This is a genomic window from Actinomadura meyerae (assembly GCF_900188445.1).
In the GTDB taxonomy this organism is placed as follows: Bacteria; Actinomycetota; Actinomycetes; order Streptosporangiales; family Streptosporangiaceae; genus Spirillospora; species Spirillospora meyerae.
The window spans coordinates 210,246-236,752 of the sequence record NZ_FZOR01000004.1 but is presented as its reverse complement, the minus strand read 5'-3'; the positions used below and the strand labels follow the sequence as shown (position 1 = coordinate 236,752).

The 26,507-nt window shown below is 74.0% G+C and carries 14 protein-coding genes; 3 read left to right on the top strand and 11 right to left on the bottom strand.

Annotation, left to right across the window (positions count from 1 at the left end):
• The first annotated feature begins 60 nt into the window (after positions 1-60).
• Positions 61-2,136 (top strand): protein kinase domain-containing protein, encoded by a 2,076-nt coding sequence (locus CHF16_RS06830; RefSeq protein ID WP_089325047.1) that lies wholly within the window; start codon positions 61-63, stop codon positions 2,134-2,136.
• A gap of 9 nt (positions 2,137-2,145) precedes the next feature.
• On the opposite strand, the gene CHF16_RS06825 is transcribed toward CHF16_RS06830, so the two are convergent.
• Entirely contained in the window at positions 2,146-3,075 is a 930-nt protein-coding gene (locus CHF16_RS06825; RefSeq protein WP_089325046.1) for a Ppx/GppA family phosphatase, read from the bottom strand.
• A gap of 63 nt (positions 3,076-3,138) precedes the next feature.
• Here CHF16_RS06825 and CHF16_RS06820 point away from each other — a divergent pair, with 63 nt between their 5' ends.
• Complete coding sequence (locus tag CHF16_RS06820; RefSeq protein WP_089325045.1) at positions 3,139-3,567, top strand: PH domain-containing protein; 429 nt, start codon at positions 3,139-3,141, stop codon at positions 3,565-3,567.
• 10 nt (positions 3,568-3,577) lie between these two features.
• Here CHF16_RS06820 and CHF16_RS06815 read toward each other — a convergent pair whose 3' ends face one another.
• Both CHF16_RS06815 and CHF16_RS06810 read right to left on the bottom strand, forming a co-directional pair.
• Positions 3,578-4,483 carry a ribokinase gene (locus CHF16_RS06815; protein WP_089325044.1) on the bottom strand — a complete coding sequence of 302 codons (906 nt, stop codon included), beginning with the start codon at positions 4,481-4,483 and terminating at the stop codon, positions 3,578-3,580.
• Positions 4,484-4,528: 45 nt separating this feature from the next.
• A complete protein-coding gene (locus CHF16_RS06810; protein ID WP_089325043.1) occupies positions 4,529-4,747 on the bottom strand; it encodes a hypothetical protein in 219 nt (72 codons plus the stop codon).
• 93 nt (positions 4,748-4,840) lie between these two features.
• Between CHF16_RS06810 and CHF16_RS06805 the strand changes: the two genes are divergently transcribed.
• Positions 4,841-5,644: an SAM-dependent methyltransferase gene (locus CHF16_RS06805; RefSeq protein WP_218826551.1), complete on the top strand. Its 804-nt coding sequence runs from the start codon at positions 4,841-4,843 to the stop codon at positions 5,642-5,644.
• Positions 5,645-5,697: 53 nt separating this feature from the next.
• Here the strand turns inward: CHF16_RS06805 and CHF16_RS06800 are convergent, their stop codons facing one another.
• The 8 genes from CHF16_RS06800 to CHF16_RS06765 form a co-directional block, all read right to left on the bottom strand.
• A complete protein-coding gene (locus tag CHF16_RS06800) occupies positions 5,698-6,489 on the bottom strand; it encodes an aldo/keto reductase (RefSeq protein WP_089325102.1) in 792 nt (263 codons plus the stop codon).
• Between the two features lie 106 nt (positions 6,490-6,595).
• Entirely contained in the window at positions 6,596-7,066 is a 471-nt protein-coding gene (locus tag CHF16_RS06795; protein ID WP_245868265.1) for a MarR family winged helix-turn-helix transcriptional regulator, read from the bottom strand.
• 97 nt (positions 7,067-7,163) lie between these two features.
• Positions 7,164-9,224, bottom strand: a complete 2,061-nt coding sequence (locus CHF16_RS06790) for an alpha-L-rhamnosidase-related protein (RefSeq protein ID WP_089325041.1) — start codon at positions 9,222-9,224, stop codon at positions 7,164-7,166.
• Between the two features lie 113 nt (positions 9,225-9,337).
• A complete protein-coding gene (locus CHF16_RS06785; RefSeq protein WP_089325040.1) occupies positions 9,338-12,301 on the bottom strand; it encodes a glycosyl hydrolase in 2,964 nt (987 codons plus the stop codon).
• Entirely contained in the window at positions 12,302-15,502 is a 3,201-nt protein-coding gene (locus tag CHF16_RS06780; RefSeq protein ID WP_218826550.1) for a family 78 glycoside hydrolase catalytic domain, read from the bottom strand. It abuts the gene before it with no gap.
• Positions 15,499-18,696 (bottom strand): family 78 glycoside hydrolase catalytic domain, encoded by a 3,198-nt coding sequence (locus CHF16_RS06775; protein WP_089325039.1) that lies wholly within the window; start codon positions 18,694-18,696, stop codon positions 15,499-15,501. Before CHF16_RS06775 ends, CHF16_RS06780 begins: the two co-directional genes overlap by 4 nt.
• Positions 18,693-22,454, bottom strand: a complete 3,762-nt coding sequence (locus CHF16_RS06770; RefSeq protein ID WP_089325038.1) for a glycosyl hydrolase — start codon at positions 22,452-22,454, stop codon at positions 18,693-18,695. The genes CHF16_RS06775 and CHF16_RS06770 overlap by 4 nt, the downstream gene beginning before the upstream one ends.
• Positions 22,451-26,467, bottom strand: a complete 4,017-nt coding sequence (locus CHF16_RS06765; protein WP_089325037.1) for a family 78 glycoside hydrolase catalytic domain — start codon at positions 26,465-26,467, stop codon at positions 22,451-22,453. Before CHF16_RS06765 ends, CHF16_RS06770 begins: the two co-directional genes overlap by 4 nt.
• Positions 26,468-26,507 lie beyond the last annotated feature (40 nt).

The following is a 26,507-nucleotide window of genomic DNA, read 5'->3' as shown; positions in this document are numbered from 1 at the left end:
GGCCGCGTGCCGCCGTGGGGCGGCCGCCAAGACGCGGCTCGCGGGGAAAAGGTGATCGACATGGACGGGCCGACGGCGCCCTCCCTGCGCGAGCTGCGGCCGGACGACCCCACCCGGATCGGCCGGTACCGCATCGAGGCCAAGATCGGCGAGGGCGGGATGGGCGCCGTGTACCTCGGCCGCGACGAGGCGGGCCGCGCCGTCGCGGTCAAGGTGGTGCGCGCGGAGCTGGCCGGCGACCGGACGTTCCTCGCCCGCTTCCACGACGAGGCCGCCAACGCCCAGCGGGTCGCCTCGTTCTGCACCGCCCAGGTCCTCGAACACGGCGAGGACCTCGGCCTCGCCTACCTGGTCACCGAGTACATCGACGGGCCGTCGCTGCTGGAGCACGTCACCGCCAAGGGCGCGCTGTCGCCGGGGATGCTGCACGGCGTCGCGGTCGGCGTCGCCGCCGCGCTCGTCGCGATCCACAGCGCGGGGCTGGTGCACCGCGACCTGAAGCCGAGCAACGTGCTGCTGTCCATCTCCGGCCCCCGCGTGATCGACTTCGGCATCGCCCGCGCGCTGGACATGGCCTCCGCGCACACCCGCACCGGGCAGGTCGTCGGCACGCCCGGCTGGATCGCGCCCGAGCAGATCACGACGCAGCAGGTCACCCCGGCGGTGGACGTGTTCGCGTGGGGCTGCCTCGTCGCCTACGCGGCGAGCGGCCGCAACCCGTTCGGGCAGGGCTCGTTCCAGCTCCTCGCGGCCCGCGCCGTGCACGCCGACCCCGAGGTCGGCGACCTGCCGCCGCCGCTCGCCGGGCTCGTCCGGGCCGCGCTGCGCAAGGACCCGGCCGCCCGGCCGACGGCCCGCGACCTGCTGCTCGCGCTGGTCGGCGGCGCCGGCGAGGCCGCGGTGACGACCGAACTGGGCGAGTCGTGGACGCCCCCGGCGCCGGCTCCTTCCCCGGCACCGGCTCCTTCCCCGGCACCGGCTCCCGCCCCGGGGCCCCCGGCACCACCGCCCGTGCCGCGGCAGCCCGTCCCGGAGCAGTCCCAGCCGCAGCCGGCTCAGGAGCAGCCCGTCCCGGAACGCCCGGTCCCGGAGGGGCCCGCTCCGGAGGGGCCCGCTCCGGAGCCGCGCACCGCGCGAGAGTACGAGGTGCCGCCGCCGGTACTGCCCACGACCGCGGCGCCGGGCGGCGGCCGCGGGCGCTCCAGGCGGCCCGTGCTCATCGCCTCCGCCACGGCGGGCGTCGTGCTCGCCGCGGCGGTGGCGGGCGTCTACTACCTGACCCGGCCGTCCGGCGGCACGGACGGCGCCCCGGAGGCGGCGGCCTTCCCGAAAGGCCAGATGCTGGTGCGCATCGACACCGCGCCCGGCTGGCCGAAGACGTGCCACGGCGACATCGGGCTCTTCACGCCCGGCGACGGGTCGGTGCGGACGCTCGTCCAGAGTCCGGCCTGCGAGCTCCTGCCCGAGCGGTCACCGGACGGGAAGCAGGTGGCGTTCACGAGGATGGACGCCCGCGGCGGCGAGGCGTGGGTGATGAACGCCGACGGGTCCGGTGCCCGCCGGGTGGCCACCATCGCGCGCGGCACCCGGGTGACGTGGTCGCCCGACGGCACCCGCCTCGCCTACATGGCCGAGCGGGACGGCGTCCGGCAGATCTTCGCGGTCGCGCTGCGGGGCGGCGCGGTCAGCCAGCTGACCCGCGACGACTCGGCCAAGGACGACCCGATGTGGTCGTCCACGAACCGGATCGTGTTCTGGAGCAGGCGCGACGGCGGCGCCGAGCAGGTCTACAGCCTGGACGCCGGCCGTCCCGGCGGCCGCTGGACGCGGCTGACCGCGGACGGGGTGCGCGCCGTGGACCCCGAGTGGTCCCCGGACGGCTCCAAGATCGCCTACGTGCGGGGGCCGGTGCTGCAGAGCGACATCTGGGTGATGAACGCCGACGGGTCGGGCGCGCACGCGCTGACGTCCGGGACCGTGCGCGACATGGACCCGGTGTGGTCGCGCGACGGGAGCTGGCTCTGCTACGTGCGCGGCGTCGTCACCGACCCGGTGATCCACGCGGTCCGCGCGGACGGGACCGGCGACCGCGTCCTCACCCCCGCGGGCCGGGTCCTCGGCCATCCGAACTGGTAGCGGCCCCGGTCAGCCGGTGATCATGTCGAGCCGGCGCAGGATCACGCCCTCGCGCAGCGCCCACGGGCAGATCTCCAGCTCGGCCAGGCCGAACAGGTCCATCGCGGCGTCGGCGACGATGGCGCCCGCGAGCAGCTGCTCGGCGCGGCTCTCCGACACGCCGGGCAGCTCGGCGCGCTCGGCGGCCGGCATCGGCGCGAGCTTCTCCGCCCAGTCGGTCACGTCGGCGTCGGACAGGGCGCGGCGCTGGTAGGGCCCCTCGGCGGACGGCGCGGCCCCGGCGATCCGGGCGAGCTGCTTGAACGTCTTGGACGTGGCCACCGCGTGGTCGGCGGGCCCGTAGCGGGCGACGTCGCCGACCCGCCGGGCGATCTCCGCCCGCACGTGCCGGCGCAGCTCGCGGATCTCCTCGGCGGGCGGCGGATCGGCGGTGAACCGGTCCCGGGTGAGCCGGCCCGCGCCGAGCGGCAGCGAGATCGCCACGTCCGGCTCCTCGTCGATGCCGGAGGCGATCTCCAGCGAGCCGCCGCCGATGTCGACCACCAGCAGCCGCCCGGACGACCAGCCGAACCAGCGCCGGACGGCGAGGAACGTCAGCCGCGCCTCCTCCTCGCCGGACAGCGCGCGGATGTCGATCTCCCGGCCGGCCCGGACGCGGGCCAGCACCTCCTCGCCGTTGGCGGCGTCGCGGACGGCGGAGGTGGCGAAGGCGACCAGGTCCTCGACGCCCTTGTCCTCGGCGACGCGCAGCGCCTCGTCGACGAAGTCGCGCAGCAGCGCCTCGCCCTCCTCCGACAGGCGGTCCGCCTCGTCCAGGTGGGCGGCGAGCCGCAGTTCGGCCTTGTGGGAGTACGCGGGCAGGGGCCGCGCCCCCCGGTGGGCGTCGACCACCAGCAGGTGCACGGTGTTCGAGCCCACGTCCAGCACGCCGAGTCGCATGCCTGCGACGCTACCGGACGCGCCCCGGCCGGTCCGGGGCCGGGAGCGGCTACGGTGGCGGGCATGGAAGCGGGATCTCGGCGCAGCTGGCGGGTACCTCCCGGTCACGTGACGGTGAAGTGCGCCGCGGCGGCGGCCGTCACGGCGCTCATCGTCCTCTACAGCCACGACCCGCAGTTCCTGTTCCTCGCGGCGGCCGCGGCGATCGGGCTGAACGCGCTCGCGCTGCGCGACCTGGTCGCGCCGGTCCGGCTCGCCGCCGACGAGGACGGCCTCACCGTCGTGGCGGGCTACGCCGGGCACCGCCGCCTCCGGTGGGACGAGGTCACCGCGATCCGGGTCGACGAGCGGCGCCGGCTGTCGCTGCGCACCCGGATGCTGGAGATCGAGACCGGCGACGACCTGCACCTGCTCAGCGCCTTCGACCTCGGCGCCGACGTCCACGACGTAGCCGACGAGCTGTACCGGGTGCGGGCCCGCACCGGCCGCTGAGCACGCCCGGCTAGGGCGCGGGCAGCTCCGTCGGGGTCGGGAAGGAGCTCTGGGCGCCGCGGCGGCGGACGGCGGCGGCGCCCGCGCGGACCGCGTACCGCGCGGCGTCCTCCAGCGTGTCGCCGCGCGCGAGGCGCAGGCAGAGCGCGGCGGTGAAGGCGTCGCCGGCACCGGTGGTGTCGACGGCGTCGGCTCGCGGCGCCGGGATCGCGGTGACGCGGTCGCCGCCGGCGACCACGGCGCCGTCCGCGCCGAGCGTCACGACGGCCGAGCGCGGGCCGGACCGGGCGAGCGCCGCGGCGGTGTCCCGGGGGTCGCCGCGCTCACCGCCGAGGAGGAACGCGGCCTCGTGCTCGTTGACGACGAGCGGGTCGCACCGGGCGAGCAGCTCGGCGGGGACGGGCGCGGGCGGCGACAGGTTGAGCACGACGCGCCCGCCGGCGCCGGCGGCGACGCGGGCGGCGGCCGCCACGGCGGGCGGCGGCACCTCCAGCTGGAACGACACGACGGACGCCGCGGCGATCAGGCCGCGGGCGGCGGCGACGTCGTCCGGGCCCAGCCGGGCGTTGGCGCCGGGCGAGACGATGATGCTGTTGTCGCCGTCCGGCCCGACGGTGATCAGCGCGACGCCGGTCGGCACCCCGGGCGTCGTCGCGAGGTGGTCCAGGCCGACGCCGTCCGCGGCGAGCGCCTCGCGCAGCAGCGCGCCGTGCCCGTCGTCGCCGACCCGCCCGACGAGCGCGGCCCGTCCGCCGAGCCGAGCCGCCGCCACCGCCTGGTTGGCGCCCTTGCCGCCCGGATGGACGGCGAGGTCGGAGCCGAGGACGGTCTCCCCCGGCGCGGGCCGCCGGTCGACGCCGACCACCAGGTCCGCGTTGACCGATCCGACGACGACGACGTCCCAGCGCTCATCCACGGGACAATGCCCTACACGCGCGGCGGCGCCCCGCGCAACCCGCGGTCACCGGGGGCGCAGCTCGGCCAGGTCGACCACCTCGGCGAGCTCGTCGACCGACGGGTAGTAGCCGCGACCGACCAGCGCCCCGTCGCGCGTCACCAGGAACGCGCTGTCCCCGCGCACGCCCGCGTACTCCGCCAGCACCCGGTGCGCGCCCGTCAGCGGCACCGCCGTGACGCGCAGCCCGCCGGGACCCGTCCAGCTCCCCCGATCGTCCCCCATGCACGGAACGTTACGCTCGGTGACGTTCCGTGACGCAAGCGGGGTTCGGGGTTCGTGTTGCCGCCCGGTCCCCGATGGGACGATCATGACCCGGTGACCGACTTCTCGGACGGGACCGCCGCCGGCCTGGACACCGGCTCCCCCAACGTGGCGCGGATGTACGACTACTGGCTCGGCGGCAAGGACAACTTCGCCGCCGACCGGGAGGCCGCCCAGCGCGTCGTGGACATCTCGGAGGGCCGGGTGGTGCGCGGCGTCCGCCTCAACCGGGCCTTCCTGCGCGGCGCGGTGCGGGCCGCGGCGGAGGCGGGCGTCCGCCAGTTCCTCGATCTCGGGTCGGGGCTGCCGACGCGGGAGAACGTGCACGAGGCCGCGGCGGCCGCCGTCCCGGACGCGCGGACCGTCTACGTCGACTACGACCCGGTGGTCTGCGCGCACGGCCGGGCGCTCCTCGCCGGGACGTCGAACGTGGGCTTCGCCGAGGCGGACCTGCGCCGCCCGGACGAGGTGCTCGGCCATCCCGCCGTCCGCGACCTGCTCGACCCGTCCGAGCCGGTCGCGCTGCTGCTGGTGTCGGTACTGCACTTCGTGGCCGACGAGGACGACCCGCACGCGCTGGTCGCCCGCTACCGGGACGCGCTGGCGCCCGGCAGCCGGCTGATCCTGTCGCACCTGGCGAGCGACGCATTCCCGGAGCGGATGGCGCAGGCCGAGCAGGTGTACGAGGGGGCCAGCGCGCGGCTCGGCGCCCGCCCGAGCGCCGAGATCCGGCGGTTCTTCGACGGGTTCGCGCTGCTGCCGCCGGGCCTCACCGGCCCCCGCGAGTGGCTCGGCGACACCGACCCGGAGGGCGAGCGCTTCGCCGGCCTGGTCGGCACGGGCGAGCTGCGCGGCTGACCCGCCGGACCTGCCCTACCGGTCCGGCTCGCTCTGTCAGTCCGACACGGCTGCTAGTCCGACTCGAAGACGGCGGGGTCGGGGCCGACGCGGATGCCCTTGTCCATCTCCCCGATCGTCCGCAGGTCGTCCGGAGTGAGCTGGAAACCGAACACGTCGATGTTCTCGGCGATCCTGGACGGCGTCACCGACTTCGGGATAACGATGTTGCCGATGTCCAGGTGCCAGCGGAGGACGACCTGCGCCGGGGTGCGGCCGTGGGCCTCGGCGATCCGGGCGAGGGCCGGGTCGTCCAGCAGGCCGTGTCCCTGCCCGAGCGGCGCCCACGCCTCGGTGTGGATGCCGTGGTCGCGGTGGAACGCGCGCAGCCCGTCCTGCTGGAAGTAGGGGTGCAGCTCGATCTGGTTGACCACCGGGACCACGTCGGTCTCCTCGAGGAGGTGCCGCAGCGTGTCCACGGTGAAGTTGGAGACGCCGATCGAGCGGACCCGCCCGTCCGACTTCAGCTTCTCCAGCGCCCGCCACGTCTCCAGGTAGAGCCCGCGGCCCGGCATGGGCCAGTGGATCAGGTACAGGTCGATGCGGTCGAGGCCCAGCCGGGACAGGCTCGCCTCGCAGGCGCGCAGCGCGTTGTCGTGGCCCTGCTCGCTGTTCCACAGCTTCGTGGTGACGAACAGCTCGTCGCGGGGCAGGCCCGAGGCGCGCAGGGCGCGCCCGACGCCCTCCTCGTTCCGGTACGCGCTCGCCGTGTCGATGCTGCGGTAGCCGTGCTCCAGCGCCGTCGCGACCGCGCGTTCGGCCTCGTCGTCGCCGACCTGGAACACGCCGAAGCCGAGCTGCGGCATCGCGGCCCCGTCGATGAGGTCGACCTTCGGTACCGTCACGGTGACCGTCCCCCCTCGCCCATGGTGTGTGCCGTGCGATGGTGCCCGCCAGACCGGCGGCCGAACATCACGCGCCGTGCTCGCGCCAGTGGCCCTGGTCGCGGGTGACGCGCTGGAAGGCGTCCTTGAAGGCGGTGAAGGCGGCGTCCCCGAGGGCGCGGCGGTGCCGGTCCTCGATGCCGGCGAGGATGGCGCGGGCCTTGGCGATCTCGTCCAGTCCCCGCTCGGTCGGGACGATCCGCTTGGCGCGCCGGTCGTCGGGGTCGGGTTCGCGGCGGACGTAGCCGAGCGCGGCCAGCTCGTCCACGATCGTGCCGATGATCTGCTTGTGCTGGCCGGACCGGGCCGACAGCTCGGTCGCGCGGAGCCCCTCGGGGCCGAGGAAGGCGAGGACGGTGCCGTGCCGCGGCCGGACGTCCGGATGGCCCTGCTCGGCCAGCCGCTGGAACAGCTCGTCCTGCAGGGCCCGCATGAGCCGGCCCGCCAGCATGCCCAGGTCGGCAGCCTCGGGGCCGGTGCTCTCTGGCGTAGTCGTCACAGGTTCTGACTATCAATTTCCCTGACCATGGGCAAGCCGGCCGGGTCGAGCCCCTCTACCCGCCCCCCATGGAGAACGGGGCGGGTGGAGGAGGCCGTCATGCCCGATCGCTCCGCAGCGTGTGGGAGCCGCGCAGGCCCTCGATGTAGACGTACTCGCCGTCCGAGCGGACGCCCTTCGCCCGGGCCCTGCTGCCGTCCCAGACGAGGCGGCCGTCCACGTGCACCTTGACGCGGGCACCGAAGGTGGGCACGCCCGCACGTCCCACGGCCCGGCCCGGGGCCTTCAGGTGCGCGGTGTAGGAGCCGCCGGAGACCTTCCAGGACGCGGTGACCGCGCCGGAGGGCGTGGTGATCCGGCCCTCCGCGAACGTGAGGTCGGCGGGGTGCGGGACGAAGTCGAACGAGCGCCCGCCCGTCCCGGTGGGGTTCAGCCCGAGGACGGAGAACGTGAGCGCCGGGGTCGGGCCGGTCGCCCAGGCGTGCGCGAGGCTCACGTAGGAGCTGCAGAAGGCGCACCCGTCCTCGGGGTTGCGGAACGACTCCCAGAAGGTGCTGCGCGTGCCCTCTGGGTGGTCGAGCATGTAGCCCCACTGGCGCCGGATGATGTCCACTCCGGCCTGGTCGGCGGCCCGGCCTCCGGCGGCGAAGTGGGCGTTGACCTCCATCGAGCCGGAGAAGACGCCCGGATTGCCCTTGTTCTCGGGCGCGGTCGCGGCGATCTCGTTCCAGTTGCCCTTGAGGGACGCGCTGATCCGGCGCGCCTTGCCCTGGTCGGCGAGGCCGTACCAGACCGCGAGGGAGTTGCCCGCCTGCGGGTGGATCGGCGAGTCCGGGTAGAACTTGTACGCGCCCGCGTCGTCGTCCCAGAAGTTCGCGTCGATGGCGGTGCGCAGCGCCGCCGCCCGCTCCGCGTAGGACGCGGCGAGGGCGTTGTCGCCCTGCGCCTTGGCGAGGTGCGAGCCGGTGTCGAGGACGCGCCACATCAGCACGTTGGCGCTGAGGTTCTCGCCCTTGGCCAGGATCCGGACGGAGTCGGACGTGCCGGTGATGGACACCAGGCCCTTGTCGTCCATCTTCCCCGTGATGAAGTCGACGCCCTTCTTGTACCGGTCCCAGACGCCCGACAGCCAGCGCGTGTCCCCCGTGTACTGGTAGTAGTCCCAGCTCGCCGCGAGGGTCCACAGGTGGTAGGTGTCCGAGCCGTACTTGTCCAGCTCGGGCCCCGCGTACGGCAGCTCGCCGGTGTCGCGCTGGTGCTGGTAGACGGTGGTGAGCGCGTTGCGGGCGGACTCGGTGTCGGCGAACGCGGCATAGGCCGCCGGGATCTCGATGCCGAGGTCGCCGGGCCAGACCGTCCGGTCGCGCTTGGCGCCGTCCACCAGGATCGTGTCGCCCACGCCGATGTCGCCGGTGTTGTCCCACAGCGCCGCCGGCGCCTCCCAGACCCGGCCGCTCTTCGGGGAGATGGTGTTGAGCTGGACGGTGTAGGCGCCCGCGTACCAGATGCGGTTGAGCAGGTCGTCGCTCGAATGGAAGTAGTTGGCGTAGCGGGACGGGTCCTTCATCTTGGGCGCGGCGGTGAAGTGCAGGGACACCGCGTCCAGGTCGACCCGCCCGGCCGACTCCAGGAAGACCGTCAGGTAGCGGAAGCCGCCGCGCAGCAGCTCCGGAGGCGTGGTGTAGGCGGTCGCGCCGTCGACGTCCACGGACAGGGCACCGTCCCGGCTGCGGGGGCCGCCGGTGGAGGCGTCGCTGGTGGTGTCGACGTAGGTGGACGACTCGGCGAACGCGACGCCGACCTTCTGCGGGCCATCGGATCCGGCGAAGCGCAGCGTGGTGAGGCCGCCGACCTCCTTGCCGAAGTCGAACGTGACGGACGCCCCGGCGCCGCTGAGCGTGGTCGTGCCGCCCTTCAGCACGGCGGCCGCGTCCTGCACACCGCCGGTCGTCCGGTAGACGGACGCGGGGTGGAGGGTCCGGGAGGACGGGGAGAGGTTGTACCGCTCCCACGGGGCGGCGTCGGGCCCCGGCTTGGCGTAGGCGGTGCCCAGCGGCGCCGCCTGGGTCGCCATCAGGGCGGACAGCCCGAGCGCGACGGCGGCGGCGCCGCGGCGCCCTCTGGAGGCCGCGGTGCGCCTGGATACGCTGGTGTGCATGGATTCCTCGCGATTCCGGTCTTGACGGGACGGGGATGAGGGGTTCGTACGTGCGGGAGGGCGGGCCAACGCCCTCCCGCACTCCTTTCAGGTCGGGTCCGCTCGCTGAGCGGTCAGCGGGTGCGGACCTCCGCCTCCCCGTAGGGGACGAGGCGGACCGGGCCGATCAGCCCGTAGTCCTGCCGGGACGCGCCGCCGTACACGCCGGGGTCTGAGACGCGGAGCCGGTTGTTCAGCGTCGTCGCGACCTCCACCTCGATCGTGTTGGCGCCGCGCCGCAGGTGGGGGCCCACGTCCACGACCGGGACGAGCACGGACACCGGCGGGAGCCGGTGCCCGTTGACCGTGACCCGGCAGGTGTCGAAGACCTCGCCGAGGTCCAGCAGCGCCCCGCTCCCGCCCTTCCAGGTCACCGTGGTGGTGTAGGTGCCGATGCCGGAGACGTCCGCGAGTTCGGGGATCTCCGGCCACGGCTTCAGCTCGTCGAGCGAGAGGTCGTGGCGCCGCACGCCGTCCGGGGTCATGTCCTCGACCCGGAGCTGCCAGGACGTGAGGGCCACCGGCGCGGGCACCGCGCCGATCGCCGTCCGGACCGTGCGGCCCCCGGGCAGGGTCGTGGCGTAGGTGCCGGCGGTGGTGGCGCGGGCGACCAGGCGCTGCCCGTCGACCCGCAGCTCCGCCTCGGACACCGTGGCGGACGGGGCGTGCCCGCCGCGCGCCAGCATGATCACGGTGGCCTCGGAGGGCTGGAGCGCCACCCGGATCGTGACCTTGTCGCCGTCCTCGCGGTAGACCGCGATCCGCTCGGTCTCGCCCGTCCACAGGTTCAGCCGGTGCGGGACGGCCTTGGGGTCGGAGCGGGTGAAGGTGACCTCGTGGTCGATCGCCTCCACCGGCGGCTTCACCGTCTCGGCGTGCTTGCCGTTGCACAGGTAGAAGTAGTCGGTGCGGCCGTCCTGCCGGTGCGCGGTGAGGAGCGTGGACGCCTGCGCGTAGCTGACGGTGGGCCGCAGGCCGAGGTCCTCCAGCGCCGCGGGGACGTCCGCCTCCTCGGCGGCGTTGCGGACGCGCGGCTGCGCGAGCAGCTCCTTGACGACGGCGCGCAGCTCCTCGTTCTCGCCGTCCCGCGCGAGGCCGGGCACGCTGGGCGCGGACCAGTCGCCGAGGAAGACCAGCGGGAGGCCGGCCTTCGTCAGCTTCAGCATGGTGCGGGCCGTGGCGAGCGGCAGCGTGCACTCCTTGCCGGAGAACCGGTCGCCCTCGACGAACAGCACCTTGTAGGCGGGGCCGCCGGGGGCGAGCCGCCCGCCGGACACGGTCGCGGACGGCAGGTCGAGCAGCGGCGCGCTGATGAGCTGGTGCGTCCAGCCCAGCGGGACGCCGTCCTTGGTGAACCATCCGGCCCCGATGCCGGTCTTGGTGTAGCCCTTCTGCCGGAACACGGCGACGTCGACACGGCTCTTGCCCGCCTGCATGGTCTGGTGGATGCGCGCCAGGTACCCGGCGATGTCGGGGACGTGCCGCCACGTCGGCTGGCGCGGCCCCCACGACTCGGAGAACCCGATGCCGCCGTTGTAGGGGGTGAACCCGGCGAACCCGGGCCAGGCCGCGCCGGGCGCGGTCGCGTAGGAGAAGCCGTGCAGGACGGTCTGGTTGAGCCCGGCCGCGTAGGCGCCGCCCATGGTGCGCAGGAGCTTGTCCCAGGTGGTGTTGTAGGCGCCGCCCTGGTAGGCCCCCGCTTCGCAGGAGAGGATCTTCCGTCCGCCCATGTCCCGGCCGCCGGCGAGGGCCCGGTAGTCGTCCAGGTTCTTGAACCCGAGCGACTCGCCTTCGGGGACGTCCAGGATCGCGGCGGTGCGGATCGCGTCGGTCTCCAGCCCGTACGGCTGCGCCCGGTACTCCAGGCCGATCGAGTGCGCCCACTTGGCGAGCGCCTCGAAGTGGTACTCGTTGAACAGGTCGGAGACGGTCAGCCAGAAGTCGTGCCGGACGCGGGACGTGGTCTCCGCGTCGTAGGCGAACATGGTGTTCTCCTTGAGGCGGACGACCACCGGCAGGTACGGCATGAGGTCGTAGCCGCGCCGCCGCCGGAACTCGGCGGACAGGTCCGGCGTCCAGTTGAGCGCCTTGGTCTCCAGCTCGATCGAGTCCTCGAACAGCGTCCCGCCCGCCCGCTTGATCAGCTTGCGGATGTCCTTGGTGAGCAGCCGCGCCTCCCAGAACGCGGTGACGGCGCGGGTGCCGGCCCGGCTGAAGTGGTCGACGACGCAGGCGTCCGGCGCCGAGTGCGGGCCGGACTCGGGGCGCTGCCCGCTGCCGCGCCGCCAGTAGGCGAACAGCAGCCAGTCGCCGCCGTCCGGGGCCGTCCAGGTGATCCGCTCCCCCGCGGCCCGCCCGGTCAGGTCGGTGAAGGACGCCGGGTCGAGGCCGGTCTCCTTGCGGGTCTCGTTCGCCGGGTCGACCCGGACGGCGTGGACGGCGACGAGGTGCCGCTTGGTCACGCCGTCCTCCGGCTCGGCCACCGGTTCGGGGAGCGGGCCGTCGTGGGTGGCGCCGCCCGCGACGGCGGCCGTCCCGTAGGCGAGCTCCTGCACGGCGGCCTCGTCGTCCGGCGTGATCGTCGGGACGGCGGCGGGCCAGGCCGGGCCGATCGTGAGGTCGACCGTGATGCCCCGCCTGGCCGCCTGGTCGAGGGCGGCTTCCACGCCGGCGTTCCAGGCCGGGGTGCCCCAGCCGTGGCCCGCCGGGTCCAGCACGGACTTGTCGCGGATGCTGTGGTGCACGGCGACGATCTCGGCGCCGCCGAACCCGGCGGCGGCGATCTGGTCGACCTCGCGCCGGATCTCGGCGGGGTCGACCAGCCCGTCCGGCCACCACCAGCGGAACCGCGGCCGCACCGCGGCGCCGGGCCGGGCGAACCCGCCGGCGCCCGGCCCCTGCGCCGGCCCTGGCGCCGGTGCCGCCGCGGCGGCCGGGGCGCCCCCGAGGACAGGGGCCGCGCCCGCCGCGACGGCGGCGGCGGTGCCGAGCTGCAGCGCGCGCCGGCGTGTGATCCCCTGTCCGTTGCGGTCGTTCACTTACTTCCTCCTGATGAGTGTCGTGCGGCCGGAGCCGACCGGGCCGATGGTGAGGAGCCGGCCGGTGGCGTCGCGGCCCTCGGTGCGGGGGGCGCGGGCGTGGGGTCCGGTGACGTGGTAGTCGCGCGGGTCGCCGTCGCCGAGCTCGACGACGACGCGGGCGGCGGTGTTGGGCGGCACGTCCACGTCGAGGCGGTACCGCTTCTCCCGGTCGAGCGCGACCGAGACGGGGCCGCGGATGGTGGGGACGCGCCCGGAGATCCGGGTCAGGCCGCCGGGACGGGGCCGGACTTCGATCTCGGCGGCGCCCGGCGCGGTGATCCGCACGCCGAGGACGTGGCGCGGGATCGCGTTCGCCGGCGCCGAGCCCCAGGCGTGCGAGAACGTCATGTTGGACTTCAGGGACGGGTCCCACGCCTCGGCGACGATGGTGGCGCCGAGGTCGTCCATCATGTGCAGCCAGGAGCTGAGGCCCTTGGCGGTCATGAGGCCGATCGCCGCCTCGGCCCGCCCGGTGGCGAACAGGGCGTCCAGCAGGAACTGGGCGCCGTAGACGCTGACCTTCATGCCGCCGTCCGCCAGGGTCTTCCCCAGTGCGCGGACGACGGCGTCCGGCACGGTGCCGGGTCCCGCGACGCCGAGCGCGACGGGGAAGGCGGTGGCGTGCTGCGCGCTGTGGGCGGTGCCGGCGCCGTCGGCGAAGCGCCCGGCGGACGCGTCGAGGAGCTTCTCGCGCATCGCGGCGGCCAGCGTGTCGGCGCGCCCCTGCCACGTCTTCGCGTCGGCGGCCTTGCCGAGCACCGTGGCGATCTTCGCCATGGCGGCGAACGCGGCGTACTGGCACGCGTTCACGACGGTGTTGACCTCGGTGAACACGTACCCGTCCCGGTTGGAGGCCGGCCAGTCGACCAGGTCGCCGAGGTCGTTGCTGGACGACCCGGGGTCCTTGTGGACGAGCCCGTCCGCGCCGAGGTAGGCCGTCAGGTGCTTGGACGCCAGGAGGGCGTAGTCGGCGGCGAGCTGCTCGGGGTCGCCGGTGTGGAGGTAGTCCTCCCAGGCCGACATCACGTTCATCAGCCTGTACTCGGTCGGCCAGGTGTGGTTGCGCGCCAGGTAGGCGTCGGACGCGCGGGCCAGCGCGAACGACCGCTGCACCGCGTACTCGGACGCCTGGTTGATGAGCGCGTCGCCCTCGTAGGGCCCGCGTTCGCGGGTCGGGGTGTCGACGTAGAGGTCGCCGCGCGTCGCCTGGATCGAGTAGCGGCACATCTCGTACACGCGGTCGAGGTCGCGGCTGGAGCTGGAGAACGCGGCGTCGTCGTCGCGCCAGGGCGCGCGCCAGGCGCGCCCCGTGACGGCTCCGCTGAGGTCGAGGTCGTCGTCGCAGATGAGCTGCGCGTAGCGGAAGCCCCGGTAGCCCCAGTGCTCGATGGTCTGGTGGCCGTCGCGGAGGGTCCAGGTCTCCTGGTAGGTGACGCCGGCGCGGAGCGCGTACCGGACCGTCCCGTCGGCGTTCAGCTCCTCGCCGAGCCGCACCTCGACGGTCTGCCCGGCCCTGCCGCGCACCGACAGCCGCAGGCCGCCGGCGATCTCCCGGCCGAGGTCGACCAGCCAGGTGCCCGGCGCGGTCCGGCGCACGGACGCGGGCCGGACGTCGTGCAGCCCGACGGGTTCGACCAGCGCGGGTTCCAAACCGTCGATGGCGGGCCTGACCAGCGCGGGTGCCCAGCCGGAGTCGTCGAAGCCGGGGCTCGTCCAGCCGGCCGGCTCCCGCCGCATGTCCCAGTACTCCTGGCGGCCGATGTAGTAGCCGGTGCCGATCGTCCCGGCGTCGGGCAGCAGTCCCGCCTGGCGGCGCGCCTTCCAGCCGCCGCCGCTGCCGTGCACGGACGTCGTCCCGTCGGCGTAGGTGACGACGAGCTGCGCCTGGAACCGCTTGTCCTGGGTGGTGAAGGCGAGCGCGGCGAGCGCGTTGCGCCGCCCCGGCCGCAGCAGCCGCGTCACGTCGAACGAGTGGTAGCGCGGCGCGCCGGCGCCGCTCGGCATGGACGCGAAGCCCGCGACCTCGCCGTTCACCCACACCTTCGCCGGGTACTGGCGGATCGGCGTGGGCGACTGGGCGGCGACGTGCAGCACGGCGGCGGCGATCCGCCCGGCCTTCGGGGTGACCTCGGTGCGGAGCAGCGCCCAGTCGTCGTCGGGCGAGCCCGCCGAGGACAGCGTCGACTGGCCCTTGGCGAGGGTCAGCGCGCCGCCGGCGACGGTCCCGGCGCCGAACGTGCCACGGCCTTCGGTGAAGTCCTCGTCGAAGACCGCCTTGCCGTCGGGGCCCGTGAACGTGATGCGGTCCCACACGTTCGCCTCGGTGGAGCCGTTGCGCATCCCGACGGTGCCCGTCCGGTACGTCGCGTCGGCGGTGGTGTCGACCTCGGTGCCGTCGATGGACGTCCGGAACGTGGCGCCCGACATCTCGACGGCCACCTCGTACCAGCGGCCGGTCTCGATGGGGACGGCGAGCCGCTTCTCCTCCAGCACCTGGTAGGAGCCGTCGACGCACACGTGCTTCTTGAGCACGCCCGGCGTTCCGGCGCGGAGCTGCCACAGGTAGTTGGCGCTCGCCCCGGACGCCCGGAACCACAGGCTCGCCGCGACGGAGGTGATCTGGACCCGGGCGGTGAGGACGCCGTCGCCGGGCGCCTGCGCGGCCGGTACCCAGATGGGGTCGGCCGCCCACTCGTCCAGGCCCGTGGCCAGCAGCGCGGGCTCGGACCAGCGGGACGCCTTGGGGCCGTCGAACGTGCGGACGCGCCACCAGTACGCCGTCCCCGGCGCCAGGGCCGGGCCGCCGTAAGGCACGGCCACGGACGCTTCGGACGCGACCTGTCCGCTGTCCCACACGTACGGGCCGCGCTCCAGCCGCTCGGGGGTCGTCGCGAACTGGACCCGGTAGTGGGTCTGCCGCGTGCCCGGCCCGAGGTCGGCGACCTGCCAGCTCAGCCGTGGCTTCTCGGCCGCGACGCCGAGCCCGTCCGGCAGCAGGGCGGTCAGCAGCCCGGACGGCGTGCGCGGCGCGGGCGGCCCTCCCGCGGGCGGTCCCGCGGCGGCCCGCGCCGCGGCCGTGCCGGCCGGGCCGAGGACGACCGCGCCCGCCGCCCCGGCCGCCGCCGCTTCGAGGAACCGGCGCCTGCTCATCCCGCTCATGAGGTCCGCCCTTCGAAGGTCCAGTCGCCGGAGCCGATCTCGAAGACGGCGCGGCCGTTCTCCGCGCCGATCCAGCGGGCGTCCGGGGGCGCCTCCGGCCGTCCGGCGCCGCCGGCCACCGGGAACTCCACCCGCGCCTTGGTCGTGGGCGGGACGGTGACGTCCAGGCGGAGCTTCCTGCCGGTGCGCCGCCAGGACGCCGCGGCGTGCCCGCGCGGCGTCTCGTAGGTGGCGGCGGCGCTCGTGACGTCGCCGACGACGGACGGGCGGACGAGCAGCGTCTCGAAGGCGATCGAGTCGTCCGTCTGGCCGAGGCCCGCGAGCCCCGCGTGGAACCACTCGTCGATGGCGCCGAGCATGAAGTGGTTCTGCGAGTTCCCGGAGGTGGGCCCGTCCCAGTTCTCGGTCAGCGAGGTGGCGCCGTGCACGACCTGGTAGCCGTAGCTCGGGTTGCCGGTCTGCGTCGCGAACGCGTGGATGACGTCGTCGCGTCCGGCCGCCGACAGGACGTGGAAGACCGACGGCAGCGCGATCTCGCCGACGGTGAGGTGGTAGCCCTTCGCCTCGATGCTCTTCACTAGGTGGGCGAGTACGGCGTCCTTCTTGTCGTCGGGGACGACGCCCATGTCCAGGGCGAGCGCGTCGCACGCCTGGCTGCCGGAGCCGTAGGTGTCGCCCGTCAGGTACTTGGCGTTGAACGCGTCGCCGATCTGCCCGGCCAGGGCCTCGTACTTCGCCGCGTCGTCGTCCTTGCCGATGACCCTCGCGATGCGGGCAAGGGCGGTCACGGCGCGGTGGTAGCCGAACGTGGCGGTCACGCCGGTGGGCGTGCTGTTGTCGAAGGTGATCCAGTCGCCCAGGCCGTAGTCGAGGAGGTGCCCGTCCGCCTTGCCGGACAGGTAGTCGACGTACCGCACCATGTTCGGGTAGTAGGTGCGGAGCGTGGCCGTGTCGCCGTAGGCGCGGTACATCTGCCAGGGCGCGAAGACGATGACGTTGCCCCAGTTGGGGTCGTCCCTGAACCCGCCGGAGAACACCGTGAACTCGGGCGCGATGTCGGGGACGAGGCCGTCCGCCGTCTGCGCCTCGGCGATGTCGCGGACGATCGCGCCGTAGTAGGCGGCGACGTCGTAGTTGCGGGCGACGGCGGGGAACACCAGGTTGGCCTGCTCCAGCCAGCCGAGCTTCTCCCGGTGCGGGCAGTCGGTGAGGACGGAGTACATGTTGCTCTGCACGGCCCGGTCGATGATCCGGTGGATGTCGTTGAGGAGGCCGTGCGAGCTGGTGAACGAGCCCGCGTTCGCGTTGCCCGCCCGCAGCACGATCCCGGTGACCGTGTCCTCGTCCGGCGCGGACGGCAGCCCTTCGAGCTGCAGGTAGCGGAAGCCGTGGTAGACGAACCGCGGGTGCCACGTCTCGGTGCCCTCACCCGACAGGGTGTAGGCGTCCCAGATGGGCGAGCCGGTGGTGTGCTGGCTGACGGTCCCGTCCTCGTTGAGCAGCTCGCCCGGACGCATCGTGACCTTCGTCCCGGCCGGTCCGCTGACGCGCAGCTTCGGCCAGCCCGCGAAGTTCGTACCGAGGTCGATGACGTACACGCCGTCCTTCGGCTGCGTGATCTTCTTGGTGCGGAAGGTGCCCACCGGGACGATCGGCGGGGCGGTGCGGGCGGCGAGCCGGGCGGTGGGCGCGGCGACCCGCACCGCGTCCGCCCAGTCCCGCGGGGTGCGGCGCGCGTCGTGATCCTCGCCGCCGTACCAGTTGGTGAAGGTGGTGGCGCCGAGGGCGGTGCGCCAGGAGGTGTCGGACGCGATGACCTCGCGCGACCCGTCGGTGTAGGTGATCTCCAGCTGGCCGAGGAACGTCGGCTTGCCGTCCGACCGGGTGAGCTTCTCGTAGCGGCCGGGGGTGGGCGGGACGTGCGCCATGCCGGTGCCCAGCTCCACCTGCACGCGGTTGCCGCCGCGGCGGAGCAGCCCGGTCACGTCGTAGGTGGAGTAGACGATCCGCTCCTTGTACGCGCTGTACGGCGGTTCGAGGACGGCGTCGCTGACGGGGCGCCCGTTCACCGTGACGTCCAGGACGCCGAGGGCCGTCGCGTAGAGGCGTGCCGCGCGGACGCGCTTGCCGAGCTCGAACTCGCGCGTGAAGACGGGCAGCGCTTCAGGCTGCCGGTGCAGCGGCGGAGGCGCCTCCTGGCCCTCGACCGTGGCGGCGGTGTCGAACGCCTTGCCGTCGGCGGACGTCCGGACGGTGAAGTCCTCCGGGAAGTTGGCCGTCTTCCCGTCGTCGGTGGTCACGTCCGTGCGCGGGTAGAGCAGGACGCGGTCGAACCGCTTCTCCTCACCGAGGTCGATCTGGATCCAGATGGGCTCGGCGAGGTCCTGATCCTGCCGCTCCATGCTGGTGTAGCCGAAGGGTGCGGCGTCGCTGGTGAGGGAGCCGTCCGTGACGGCCTTCGGCTCCCACTGGCCGCCGACCGTGTAGCTCTCGGAGGCGGTCACGGCCGCGTGCAGCGCGACGTTGGCGCCGGACGCGCCGTCCAGCACCTGGATCTCGGCGAGCTGGAGCCGCGACACCTTGTACGGCCAGCCCTCCTTGATCGGCAGGCCGAGCCGCGTCACGTCCAGCCGGACGTAGCGGGCGGACCTGGCCTCGAACGTGACCGCCGCGGGCGACGGCTCGGGATCGGTGGACCACGCCGGGTTCCCGATCCACTGGGCCGTCCAGTCCGCCGCGGCGAGCAGGCCCATCTCGAAGTGGGACGGCTTGCTCCACGCCGAGGCGCGGCCGTGCCCGTCCCACACCCGGACCTGCCACGACGCCCGCTCGCGGGACTTCAGCGGCCGTCCGGCGTAGACGGCGGACACGGCGGCGCCGGCGACCTTGCCGGAGTCCCACAGGTCCGGGCGGGCGAGGCGCGCGTCCGAGGTGGCGACCCGCACCTGGTAGGCCGTCTGCACGGCGTTGCGCGGCCCGGCGGCGAACCGCCAGCTCAGCGTCGGCTTCTCGGCGTCGATCCCGAGCGGTGACGGCAGGTGGCCGACCTGGAGGTCGGCGGGCCGCAGCGGCTCGCCCTTCCCCGGCGGTGCGGGGGCCGCGGCCGCGGGCGCGGCGACCGCGCCGCCCGCCGTGACCGCCGCCGCGGCGATGCCGCCGGCCTGCACGAACCTTCTTCTGGACAACTCGTTCATCGCGGGCTCCCAGCGGTGGTCGGAACGGAAGGTGAGGCGGTGGGCCGGACGGAGAACCCGCTCATCTGGACGTTCGCGCCGATGCCGTCCCAGCTCCTGCTGACGGCGATGCGCACGTGCCGGGCGGTGACCTCGGGGAAGGTCGTCGTCCCGCCCTCCTTCGGCGTGTCGGTGGCGGTGGCCACGGTGCGCCAGGTCCGGCCGTCCGAGGACACCTGGACGGCGTAGTCGCGCGCGCCGTAGTTGGAGCGCCCGCCCACGACGACCGAGCCGAACCGGACGGGGGCGCCGAAGTCGATCCCGAAGTACGCCGGCTCAGCGGGCGTGGGGCCCTGGCCCGCGGCGCGTCCCCACGAGACCCAGAAGGTGTCGGGCGAGCCGTCCACCGCGAGCTTGGCCGGATAGCGGTCCTGGCTCGCCGTGGCGACCACCCGCGGGAAGGGCGCGCCGCCCGGGTTGAGGGCGAGGTCGCCGGAATGCCGCAGCGTGACGGCCGTGGCGGCGGACGGTCCGGCGTCGCTGCGCACGGTCACCTTCAGGGCGCTCGTGCCGGACGCCACGCCCTTGTCGCGCAGCTCGACGGGCACCGTCACGGAGCCGCGGGCGGGCACCTTGACGCGGCCGTGCTCCGGCTTCGCCGTGATCCCTTCCGCGGAGGACGCGGTGACCGTGACGTCCGCCGCGCGCCCGGAGGCGTTGGTGACCAGCACGTTCGCGCGGTTGTAGCCGCCGTCGGCCAGCGGCAGCTCCGGCTCCAGGGCCTCGGCGGTCAGCACCGGCCGGTCGCCGCCCGCCGCGGTGAGGGTGACGGGGCCGAACAGCCCGTAGTCCATCGGCGCCCGCGACGAGGCCCCGGTGCCGGGCGCGACGCGGACCGCGTTGAGCAGCGTGGACGCGACCCGCACGGTGATCGTGTTGTTCCCCGGCCGCAGGTGGCGGCCCACCTGGACGTGCCGCAGGTCCGCCTGGTTCAGCGCGGGCAGGTCGTGCCCGTTGACGTTCACGCGGACGGTGTCGACCGGTGTCCCGAGGTCGAGTTCGGCCGCGTCGATGCCCTTCCAGTCGTCGTCGAGGGTGACGTGCGCGGTGTAGGTGCCGACGCCGGAGACGTCCTTGAGGTCCACCGGGTGGCCGTTGGCCGGGGTGATCGCCGACCAGGCCGGCAGCGCGCCGTCCGCCCCGGCCTTGACCGTGACCGGGCCGAGGGCCTTGTGCGCGGTGTCACCGGGCAGGCCGGAGGCTCCCGGTCCCCACGAGTCCACCGACAGCGACCACTCGCCGAGCCGCACCGGCTGCGGGACGTCCTTGCCGTGCTCGGGCCGGTTCCCCGGGCGTCCCGGACGGCCGGGGAAGGTGGCGTCGCGGCGCGGCGTGACCGCGATGACGGTGGCGTCGTTACCGGCCACCCGGACGGGGACGGTGACGGTGCCGTGCCCGGCCTCGTAGTCCGTGATCGGGGTGATCTCGCCGGTCCAGGTGTCGAGCCGGTAGGGGACGCCGTCGCCGGTCAGGGTGACCTTCTGCGCGGTCGCGGTGTTCGTCTGGTTGTAGAGGTAGTAGTAGTTGGTGGAGCCGTCCTGGCGGCGCACGTCGAGGAGCGCACCCGAGCCGTCCTGCGGGGTGGCGGCCGGAGTGACCTGGAGGTTCCGCAGCGCCTTCGGCGCGTCCGCCTCGCTCGCCACTCGCACCACGCCGCGCTGCCGGAGGAGCTCGGAGACCACCGACTTCAGCCGCGCGTCCTCGCGCGCCGGGTCGGCCGCGCCGGGCACCGTGCTCGGAACGTCCCCGGCGATCACGACGGGCAGGCCCTGGCGTGCCAGCCGCAGCAGCTTCTCGGCGGCGTCGACCGGCATCGTCTTCTGGTCGTTCAGCAGGACCGCCCGGTAGGCGGAGCCGTCGCCGAACAGGGCGCCGTGGGAGTAGGTGGCGTCCTTGCGCCGCAGGTGCGCCGGGCTGAGGTACTCGTAGGTGTAGCCGGCCGACGCCAGCGCCGAGGAGCTCTGGATCAGCTTGTTGGCGCCGCTCCCGGTGGTGCCGGTGCCGTTCATGCCGAAGTCCTGCCAGTACACGGCGAGGTCGAAGCGGGGCTTGCCCTGCCGCAGGACGAGCTGCATCCGGGCCAGGTTGTCGTTGACCGCGCGGTAGTCGGCCCAGTTGGGGCCGCCCTTGTCGCCCCACGCCTCCGAGTAGGAGGTGTTGCCGCCGTAGGTCATGCCGGGCCAGGCCGACTGCGGCCCGGCGCCTTCGGGTCCCCTGCTCAGGTAGGGCAGGCCGTGCCAGACGACCTGGTTCACACCGCCGGCGAAGCCCCGGTAGACCGCCTGCAGGTTCGAGGCGTCCGTCCCGGCGCCGGCCGTGGAGCCCCACACCGAGCCGGAGAACGCGCAGCACTCGTCGGACACCACCGGCTGCCCGGACATGTGCGCGCCCGTGGCGACGACGCGGTAGTCCTGCACGTTGCTGTAGGCGCCGACCGACTGCCCGAACGCCAGCGACTCGCCCTCGGGCACGTCGATGTGCGACGCGGCCTCCGAGACGTCGACGGGGATGCCGTAGGGCTGGATGCGGGTGCTGATGTGGTGCCGGTGGCCCCACTCGCGCAGGACGTCGAGCCGGTTGCGGATGTACAGGTCGCTGAGGGTCTGCCGGTAGTCGGTCCGGACGCGGGTACCGACGCCGCCGCCGAAGTCGAAGAACGGCCGCTCGGTGATGCCCTGGTCGCCGGCGCCGGCGAGGGCGGGCAGCACCTCGACCGGGGAGTAGCCGCGCAGCTTGGTCCACTGGGCGACCATCTCGGACGTCCACTTCTGCGTCTTGCCGACTTCGAGCGAGTCCTCGAACAGGTCGCTCTCGCCCATCTGCGCGAGGAGCTTCCGCACGTCGGGGGTGAGGATGTGCTCGTCGTAGAAGTCGGTGGTCGCCTTCGCCCCGGCCTTGCTGAACGGGTCGAGGGCGTAATTGGTGCCGGTCGCGGTGTAGCCGGACAGGGACTGCCCGCTGGGCGTCTGGTAGAACGCGATCAGCGCGTACGTGCTCTTGTCGTCACCGGGGAAGTCGACGGTGAGCGCGCCCTGCGCGTCCACCTTCGAGGTGACGTCGGTGACGCTCGCGCGGTCCAGCAGCCGCGGCGCGCCGGCGGACGCGCAGCCCGCGTCCTCGCACTTGGCGACGAGCGCGGCGATGAGCGTCCGCTTCGCCCCGGCGGGCGGCGCGGTGTCGAAGTTCGTCGGCAGCGCGCCGGACCTGCTGGTGCCGCCCTTGTGGAACTCGTGGGAGAAGACGATCTGCTGCTGGGCGCTCGGGTGGTTGACGTCGGCGACGTTGGGGACGATCGCGGGCCAGCGGGGGCCGATGGTGAAGTCCAGGCCGAGCCCCTTGGACTTGGCCTGCGCCAGCATCGTCCGGGTCTTCTCCGCCCACAGCGGGGTGCCCCAGCCGTAGGTCTTCAGGAACTCCGGCGTGTTGTTGCCGGCGCCCTCCACGCTGAACGGGGCGACCTCGGCTCCGCCGCCGCCCGCCTTCTTGATCTGGTCGAGCTCGCGGCCGAGCTCCTTGTCATCGGTGTAGGCGAGCGGCTGCCACCAGCGGTACTTGGGCCGCACGGACGCCGGGGGGTCCGCGAAGGTGCCGCGGGTCAGCACCGGTACGGCCGGGCCGTACGACGGCGCGTCCGCGGCCGCGTCGACGGCCGCGAGCCCCGACAGCGCCATCAGCGCGGCCGCCGGCGCGGCGAGCAGCCGGGTCTTGGAACGGATCATGAGGCGTAGCCCTCCAGCTCGATGACTCGGCTGTAGCTGTGATCGTTGGAGTCGTGCACGACGAGGCGGAGCGCGGTCGCGGAGACGGGCGCGAAGGTCTTCTCGACCGTCCCGGCGGTGCTGCCGGCGACGGTCGCGACCGTCGTCCATGAGCCGTCCACCCGGGCCTGGACGTCGAAGTCGCGCAGGCCGGTCCTGGCGGCCGGGTACTTCGGCGAGTCCAGCGTGAAGACCTTCACCCGGCCGATGCGCTGCGGCTCGTCCCAGGTGGCGGTGAGGGTGTCGGGGAACGCCCCGGCGGTGTCGTCGTTCCAGCCGCCTGTGCCGTTCAGCCAGACGCCGGAGTCGGTGCCTCCGTCGTTGGTCCAGGCGGGCGACGAGCCGCTGTGCGTGCTCGACGCCGACATCGCGGCGGTGCGGACGACGTTGGACGTGACGTGCAGCGGTGCCCGGACGCTCTCGTCGTCGACGGTGACCGTGACGGTCCCGTCCTTCCCGGAGCCGGTGTTCTCCAGCGTGACCGGGACCTCGACGGAACCGCCCGCCGGGATCGCGACCCGCCCGCCGGCGGTGGCGGTGAAGCCGTCCGAGGCGGCGGCCTTCACCGGGACGGTGACGGCGTGCCGCTCCAGGTTCGTGACACGGAACCGGGCCTGCGTGGGCTTGCCGTCGATCACCGGGATGTCCGCGCCGAACGGCGGCTCGATCGCGAGCTGCGTCCGGTCCTGCCGCACGGCGTCGGCCGTGCGGACGGTGAACGTCCAGGAGCCCGACCCGACCTCGTACACGGCCCGGCCGTCCTGGACGCCGAGCGGCTTGGCCCCGGCCGGGGCCTTCGCGCCGGACGCCCCGAGCAGCGGCACCTCGACGCGCGCCGGGTCACCGGGCGGGACGGTGACGTCCAGCCGCAGGTCGTGCCCGGAGCGGCGCCACGCGCTGGACACCTTGCCGCGCGGCGTCTCGTAGGTCGACGCGGCGCGGGTCAGGTCTCCGACGACGGCGGGCCTGATGACGAGGTCGCCGAAGGCGACCGACTCGCCGGCCTGCCGGATCCCGGCGAGCCCGGCGCCGAACCACTCGTCGATCGCGCCGAGCATGAAGTGGTTCTGCGAGCCGTACCCGGTCGGGCCGTCCCAGTACTCGGTGAGCGAGGTCGCGCCGTGCACGACCTGGTAGCCGTAGCTGGGGCTGGTGACCTGCTGCGCGACGGCGAGGATGACGTCGTCGCGGCCCGCCGCCGACAGCGTCCGGAACACCGCCGGGAGCGCGATCTCGCCGACGGTCAGGTGGTGGCCGCCCGCCTTGACGGAGGCGACGAGGTGGTCCAGGACGGCCTGCTTCTGGTCGTCCGGGACGATCCCGAGGTCAAGGGCGAACGCGTCCCCGGCCTGGCTGCCCGAGCCGTAGGTGTGCTTCGACTCGTCCAGGTACTTGGCGTTGAAGGCCGCGGCGATGTCGCCCGCCAGCTTGTCGTAGCGGGCGGCATCGTCGCCCTTGCCGAGGAGCTTCGCGATGCGGGCGAGCGTGGCGGCGCTGCGCTGGTAGCCGTAGGTCGCGGCGATCCCGCGCGGGGTGGTCTGGTCGACGGCGGCCCAGTCGCCGAGGCCGTAGTCGAGCAGGTTCCCGTCCGCCTTGGACGTCAGGTAGTCCAGGTAGCGCTGCATGTTCGGGTAGAACTCGCGCAGCGGGCCGGTGTCGCCGTAGGTCCGGTAGTGCTGCCAGGCGGCCATGATGATGGCGCTGCCCCAGTTGGGGTCGTCGCGGACGCCACCGGAGAACTGGACGTACTCGGGCGCGATGTCGGGGACGAGCCCGTCGGCCGTCTGCGCCTCGGCCATGTTCCGCAGCAGTGCCGGGTAGTAGGCGGCGACGTCGTAGTTGCGGGTGATCGACCCCTGGACGAGCTGGGTCTCCTCCAGCCAGCCGAGCTTCTCCCGGTCCGGGCAGTCGGTGAGGATGCTGAACATGTTGCCCTGGATCGACCGGTCGATGATCCGGTGGATGCCGTTGAGCAGCAGGTCGGAGCTCTCGAACGACCCGGCGGAGGCGTTGCCCGCGCGCAGTACGACCGCGGAGGCGGCGCCCTTGGCCGGCTTCGACGGCAGGCCGGTCACCTGGAGATAGCGGAAGCCGTGGTAGACGAACCGGGGATGCCAGGTCTCGGTGCCCGTCCCGGCGAGGGTGTAGTGGTCCTCGATCGGCGGCTCCTGCGCGCCGCCGGCGATCATCGTGCCCTGCTCGACGAGGCCGTCCGAGCCGAGCCGCTCCCCCGGCTTGAGCGTCAGCTTCGTGCCGCGCGCCCCGCGGACGCGGATCTCCGGCCATCCGGCGATGTTCTCGCCCAGGTCGAAGACGTAGGTGCCCTTCTTCGGCTGCGTCACCTCGACGGTCTCGCGGCGGCCGACCGGCACGATGGCCGGTGACGTTCGGGACGTCAGCGCGATGCCCGGGTCGGGCGCCTCCGCGGCGGCGCGCCAGGAGCCGAGGTCCGCGGACGGCTCGTCCCAGCCCTCTTGCGCGAGGCGGGCGTCCTCGTCCTCGCCGCCGTACCAGTGCGTGAACGTGGTCGGCCCGAGGTCGGTCCGCCAGGACGAGTCGGTCGCGATCCGCTGCGTCGTCCCGTCGTCGAGGGTGACCTCGAGCTGGGCGAGCAGCTTCGGCGCGCCCTGCGCGCCGGTGTACTTGGTGTACCGGTCGCTCGTCGCGGTGACGTTGTAGGTCCCGTTGCCGAGCCGGACGCCGATGGCGTTGCCGCCGCGCCGCAGCAGCTTCGTGACGTCGTAGGCCGCGTACTCGACGCGCTTGCGGTAGTCGGTGTTCGGCGGTTCGAGCACGGCGTCGCTCACCGGGCGCCCGTTGATCGTCGCGTCGTAGACGCCGAGCGCGGTGATGTAGAGCCGGGCCGACCGCGCCTTCTTCCCCAGCGAGAACTGCCGGGCGAGCAGCGGCAGCCTGGGCAGGTCGGTCTGGTAGGCGGGCGGCGGCTCCTGGCCCTCGACGGTCTTGGCGACGGTGAACGGCCCGTCCGCCGCGCCGGCCGTCTGGACCGTGTAGTCGACGGGGAAGTTGGGCGTCTTCCCGTCGTCGGTCATGACGTCCGTCCGGGGATACAGCTTCACGGACGAGACGTCCTTCGCCGCGCCCAGGTCGAGCTGCAGCCAGATGTGGTGCCCCGGGTCCTGCGTGCCGTAGGCGGGGCTCGTGTACCCGAACGGCGCCTTCTGGGTGGTGACCGCCCCGTCGGTGACGAACTCCGGCATCCACTTGCCGGGGTACTCGCGGACCTCGGACGCGGTGACCGCCGCGCCCTTCGCGACGTTCGCCCCGGACGGGTCGAGCGCCTCGATCTCGGCGAGCTGGAGCCGGGACAGCAGCGACCCGCCCTCCTTGATCGGCAGGCCGAGCTTCGTCACGTCCAGCCGCAGGTACCGGGCCTTCGTCCCGGCGGGCAGGGCGACGGTGACCGGGGTCGGCGCTCGGTTCAGCCACCGCTCGTCGCCGATCCACTTGGCCGACCAGTCGTCCTCGGCCAGCAGGCCCGTCTCGAAACGGGCCGGGCCGCTCCACGGGGAGGCGTGCCCGGAGCCGTCCCAGACCCTGACCCGCCACCACACCTCGCGGCGGGACGTGAGGGCCTCGCCGCGGTAGACGGCGTTCGGGGCGGCGGAGGAGACCTTGCCGGAGTCCCACAGGTCCGCGCGGCCGAGCCGGTCCCGGGACGTCGCCGCGACCACCTGGTAGGCGGTCTGCGCGGCGCCGCGCCCGGAGGCGTCCAGGCGCCAGCTCAGCGTCGGGGTGACGTCGCCGATGCCGATCGGGTCGTCGAGCGCGCCGGTCCGCAGGCCGGTGGCCCGCAGGCCGGACGCGTCCGCGCGGGCGGAGGCGGCGCCGCCCGGTGCGGCGGCCGGTGCGGCGGCGGCCGGGACCGCGCCGGCGGCGAGGACGAGGAGGAGGGAGGTCGGGAGGATGAGGAGTGGGGATGTGGGACGCAGCGCTCTGGATGTTCGCCGCATGGGGCTTGCCTCCGGTTTTCGGGCGCGCCGAACAGAGCCC

Excerpts from the sequence above, each read along its gene's own strand:
- CHF16_RS06830 (WP_089325047.1), top strand. The coding sequence starts at position 61 with ATGGACGGGCCGACGGCGCCCTCCCTGCGCGAGCTGCGGCCGGACGAC.
- CHF16_RS06825 (WP_089325046.1), bottom strand. The coding sequence starts at position 3,075 with ATGCGACTCGGCGTGCTGGACGTGGGCTCGAACACCGTGCACCTGCTG.
- CHF16_RS06820 (WP_089325045.1), top strand. The coding sequence starts at position 3,139 with ATGGAAGCGGGATCTCGGCGCAGCTGGCGGGTACCTCCCGGTCACGTG.
- CHF16_RS06810 (WP_089325043.1), bottom strand. The coding sequence starts at position 4,747 with ATGGGGGACGATCGGGGGAGCTGGACGGGTCCCGGCGGGCTGCGCGTC.
- CHF16_RS06800 (WP_089325102.1), bottom strand. The coding sequence starts at position 6,489 with ATGCCGCAGCTCGGCTTCGGCGTGTTCCAGGTCGGCGACGACGAGGCC.
- CHF16_RS06790 (WP_089325041.1), bottom strand. The coding sequence starts at position 9,224 with ATGCACACCAGCGTATCCAGGCGCACCGCGGCCTCCAGAGGGCGCCGC.
- CHF16_RS06780 (WP_218826550.1), bottom strand. The coding sequence starts at position 15,502 with ATGAGCGGGATGAGCAGGCGCCGGTTCCTCGAAGCGGCGGCGGCCGGG.
- CHF16_RS06775 (WP_089325039.1), bottom strand. The coding sequence starts at position 18,696 with ATGAACGAGTTGTCCAGAAGAAGGTTCGTGCAGGCCGGCGGCATCGCC.
- CHF16_RS06770 (WP_089325038.1), bottom strand. The coding sequence starts at position 22,454 with ATGATCCGTTCCAAGACCCGGCTGCTCGCCGCGCCGGCGGCCGCGCTG.
- CHF16_RS06765 (WP_089325037.1), bottom strand. The coding sequence starts at position 26,467 with ATGCGGCGAACATCCAGAGCGCTGCGTCCCACATCCCCACTCCTCATC.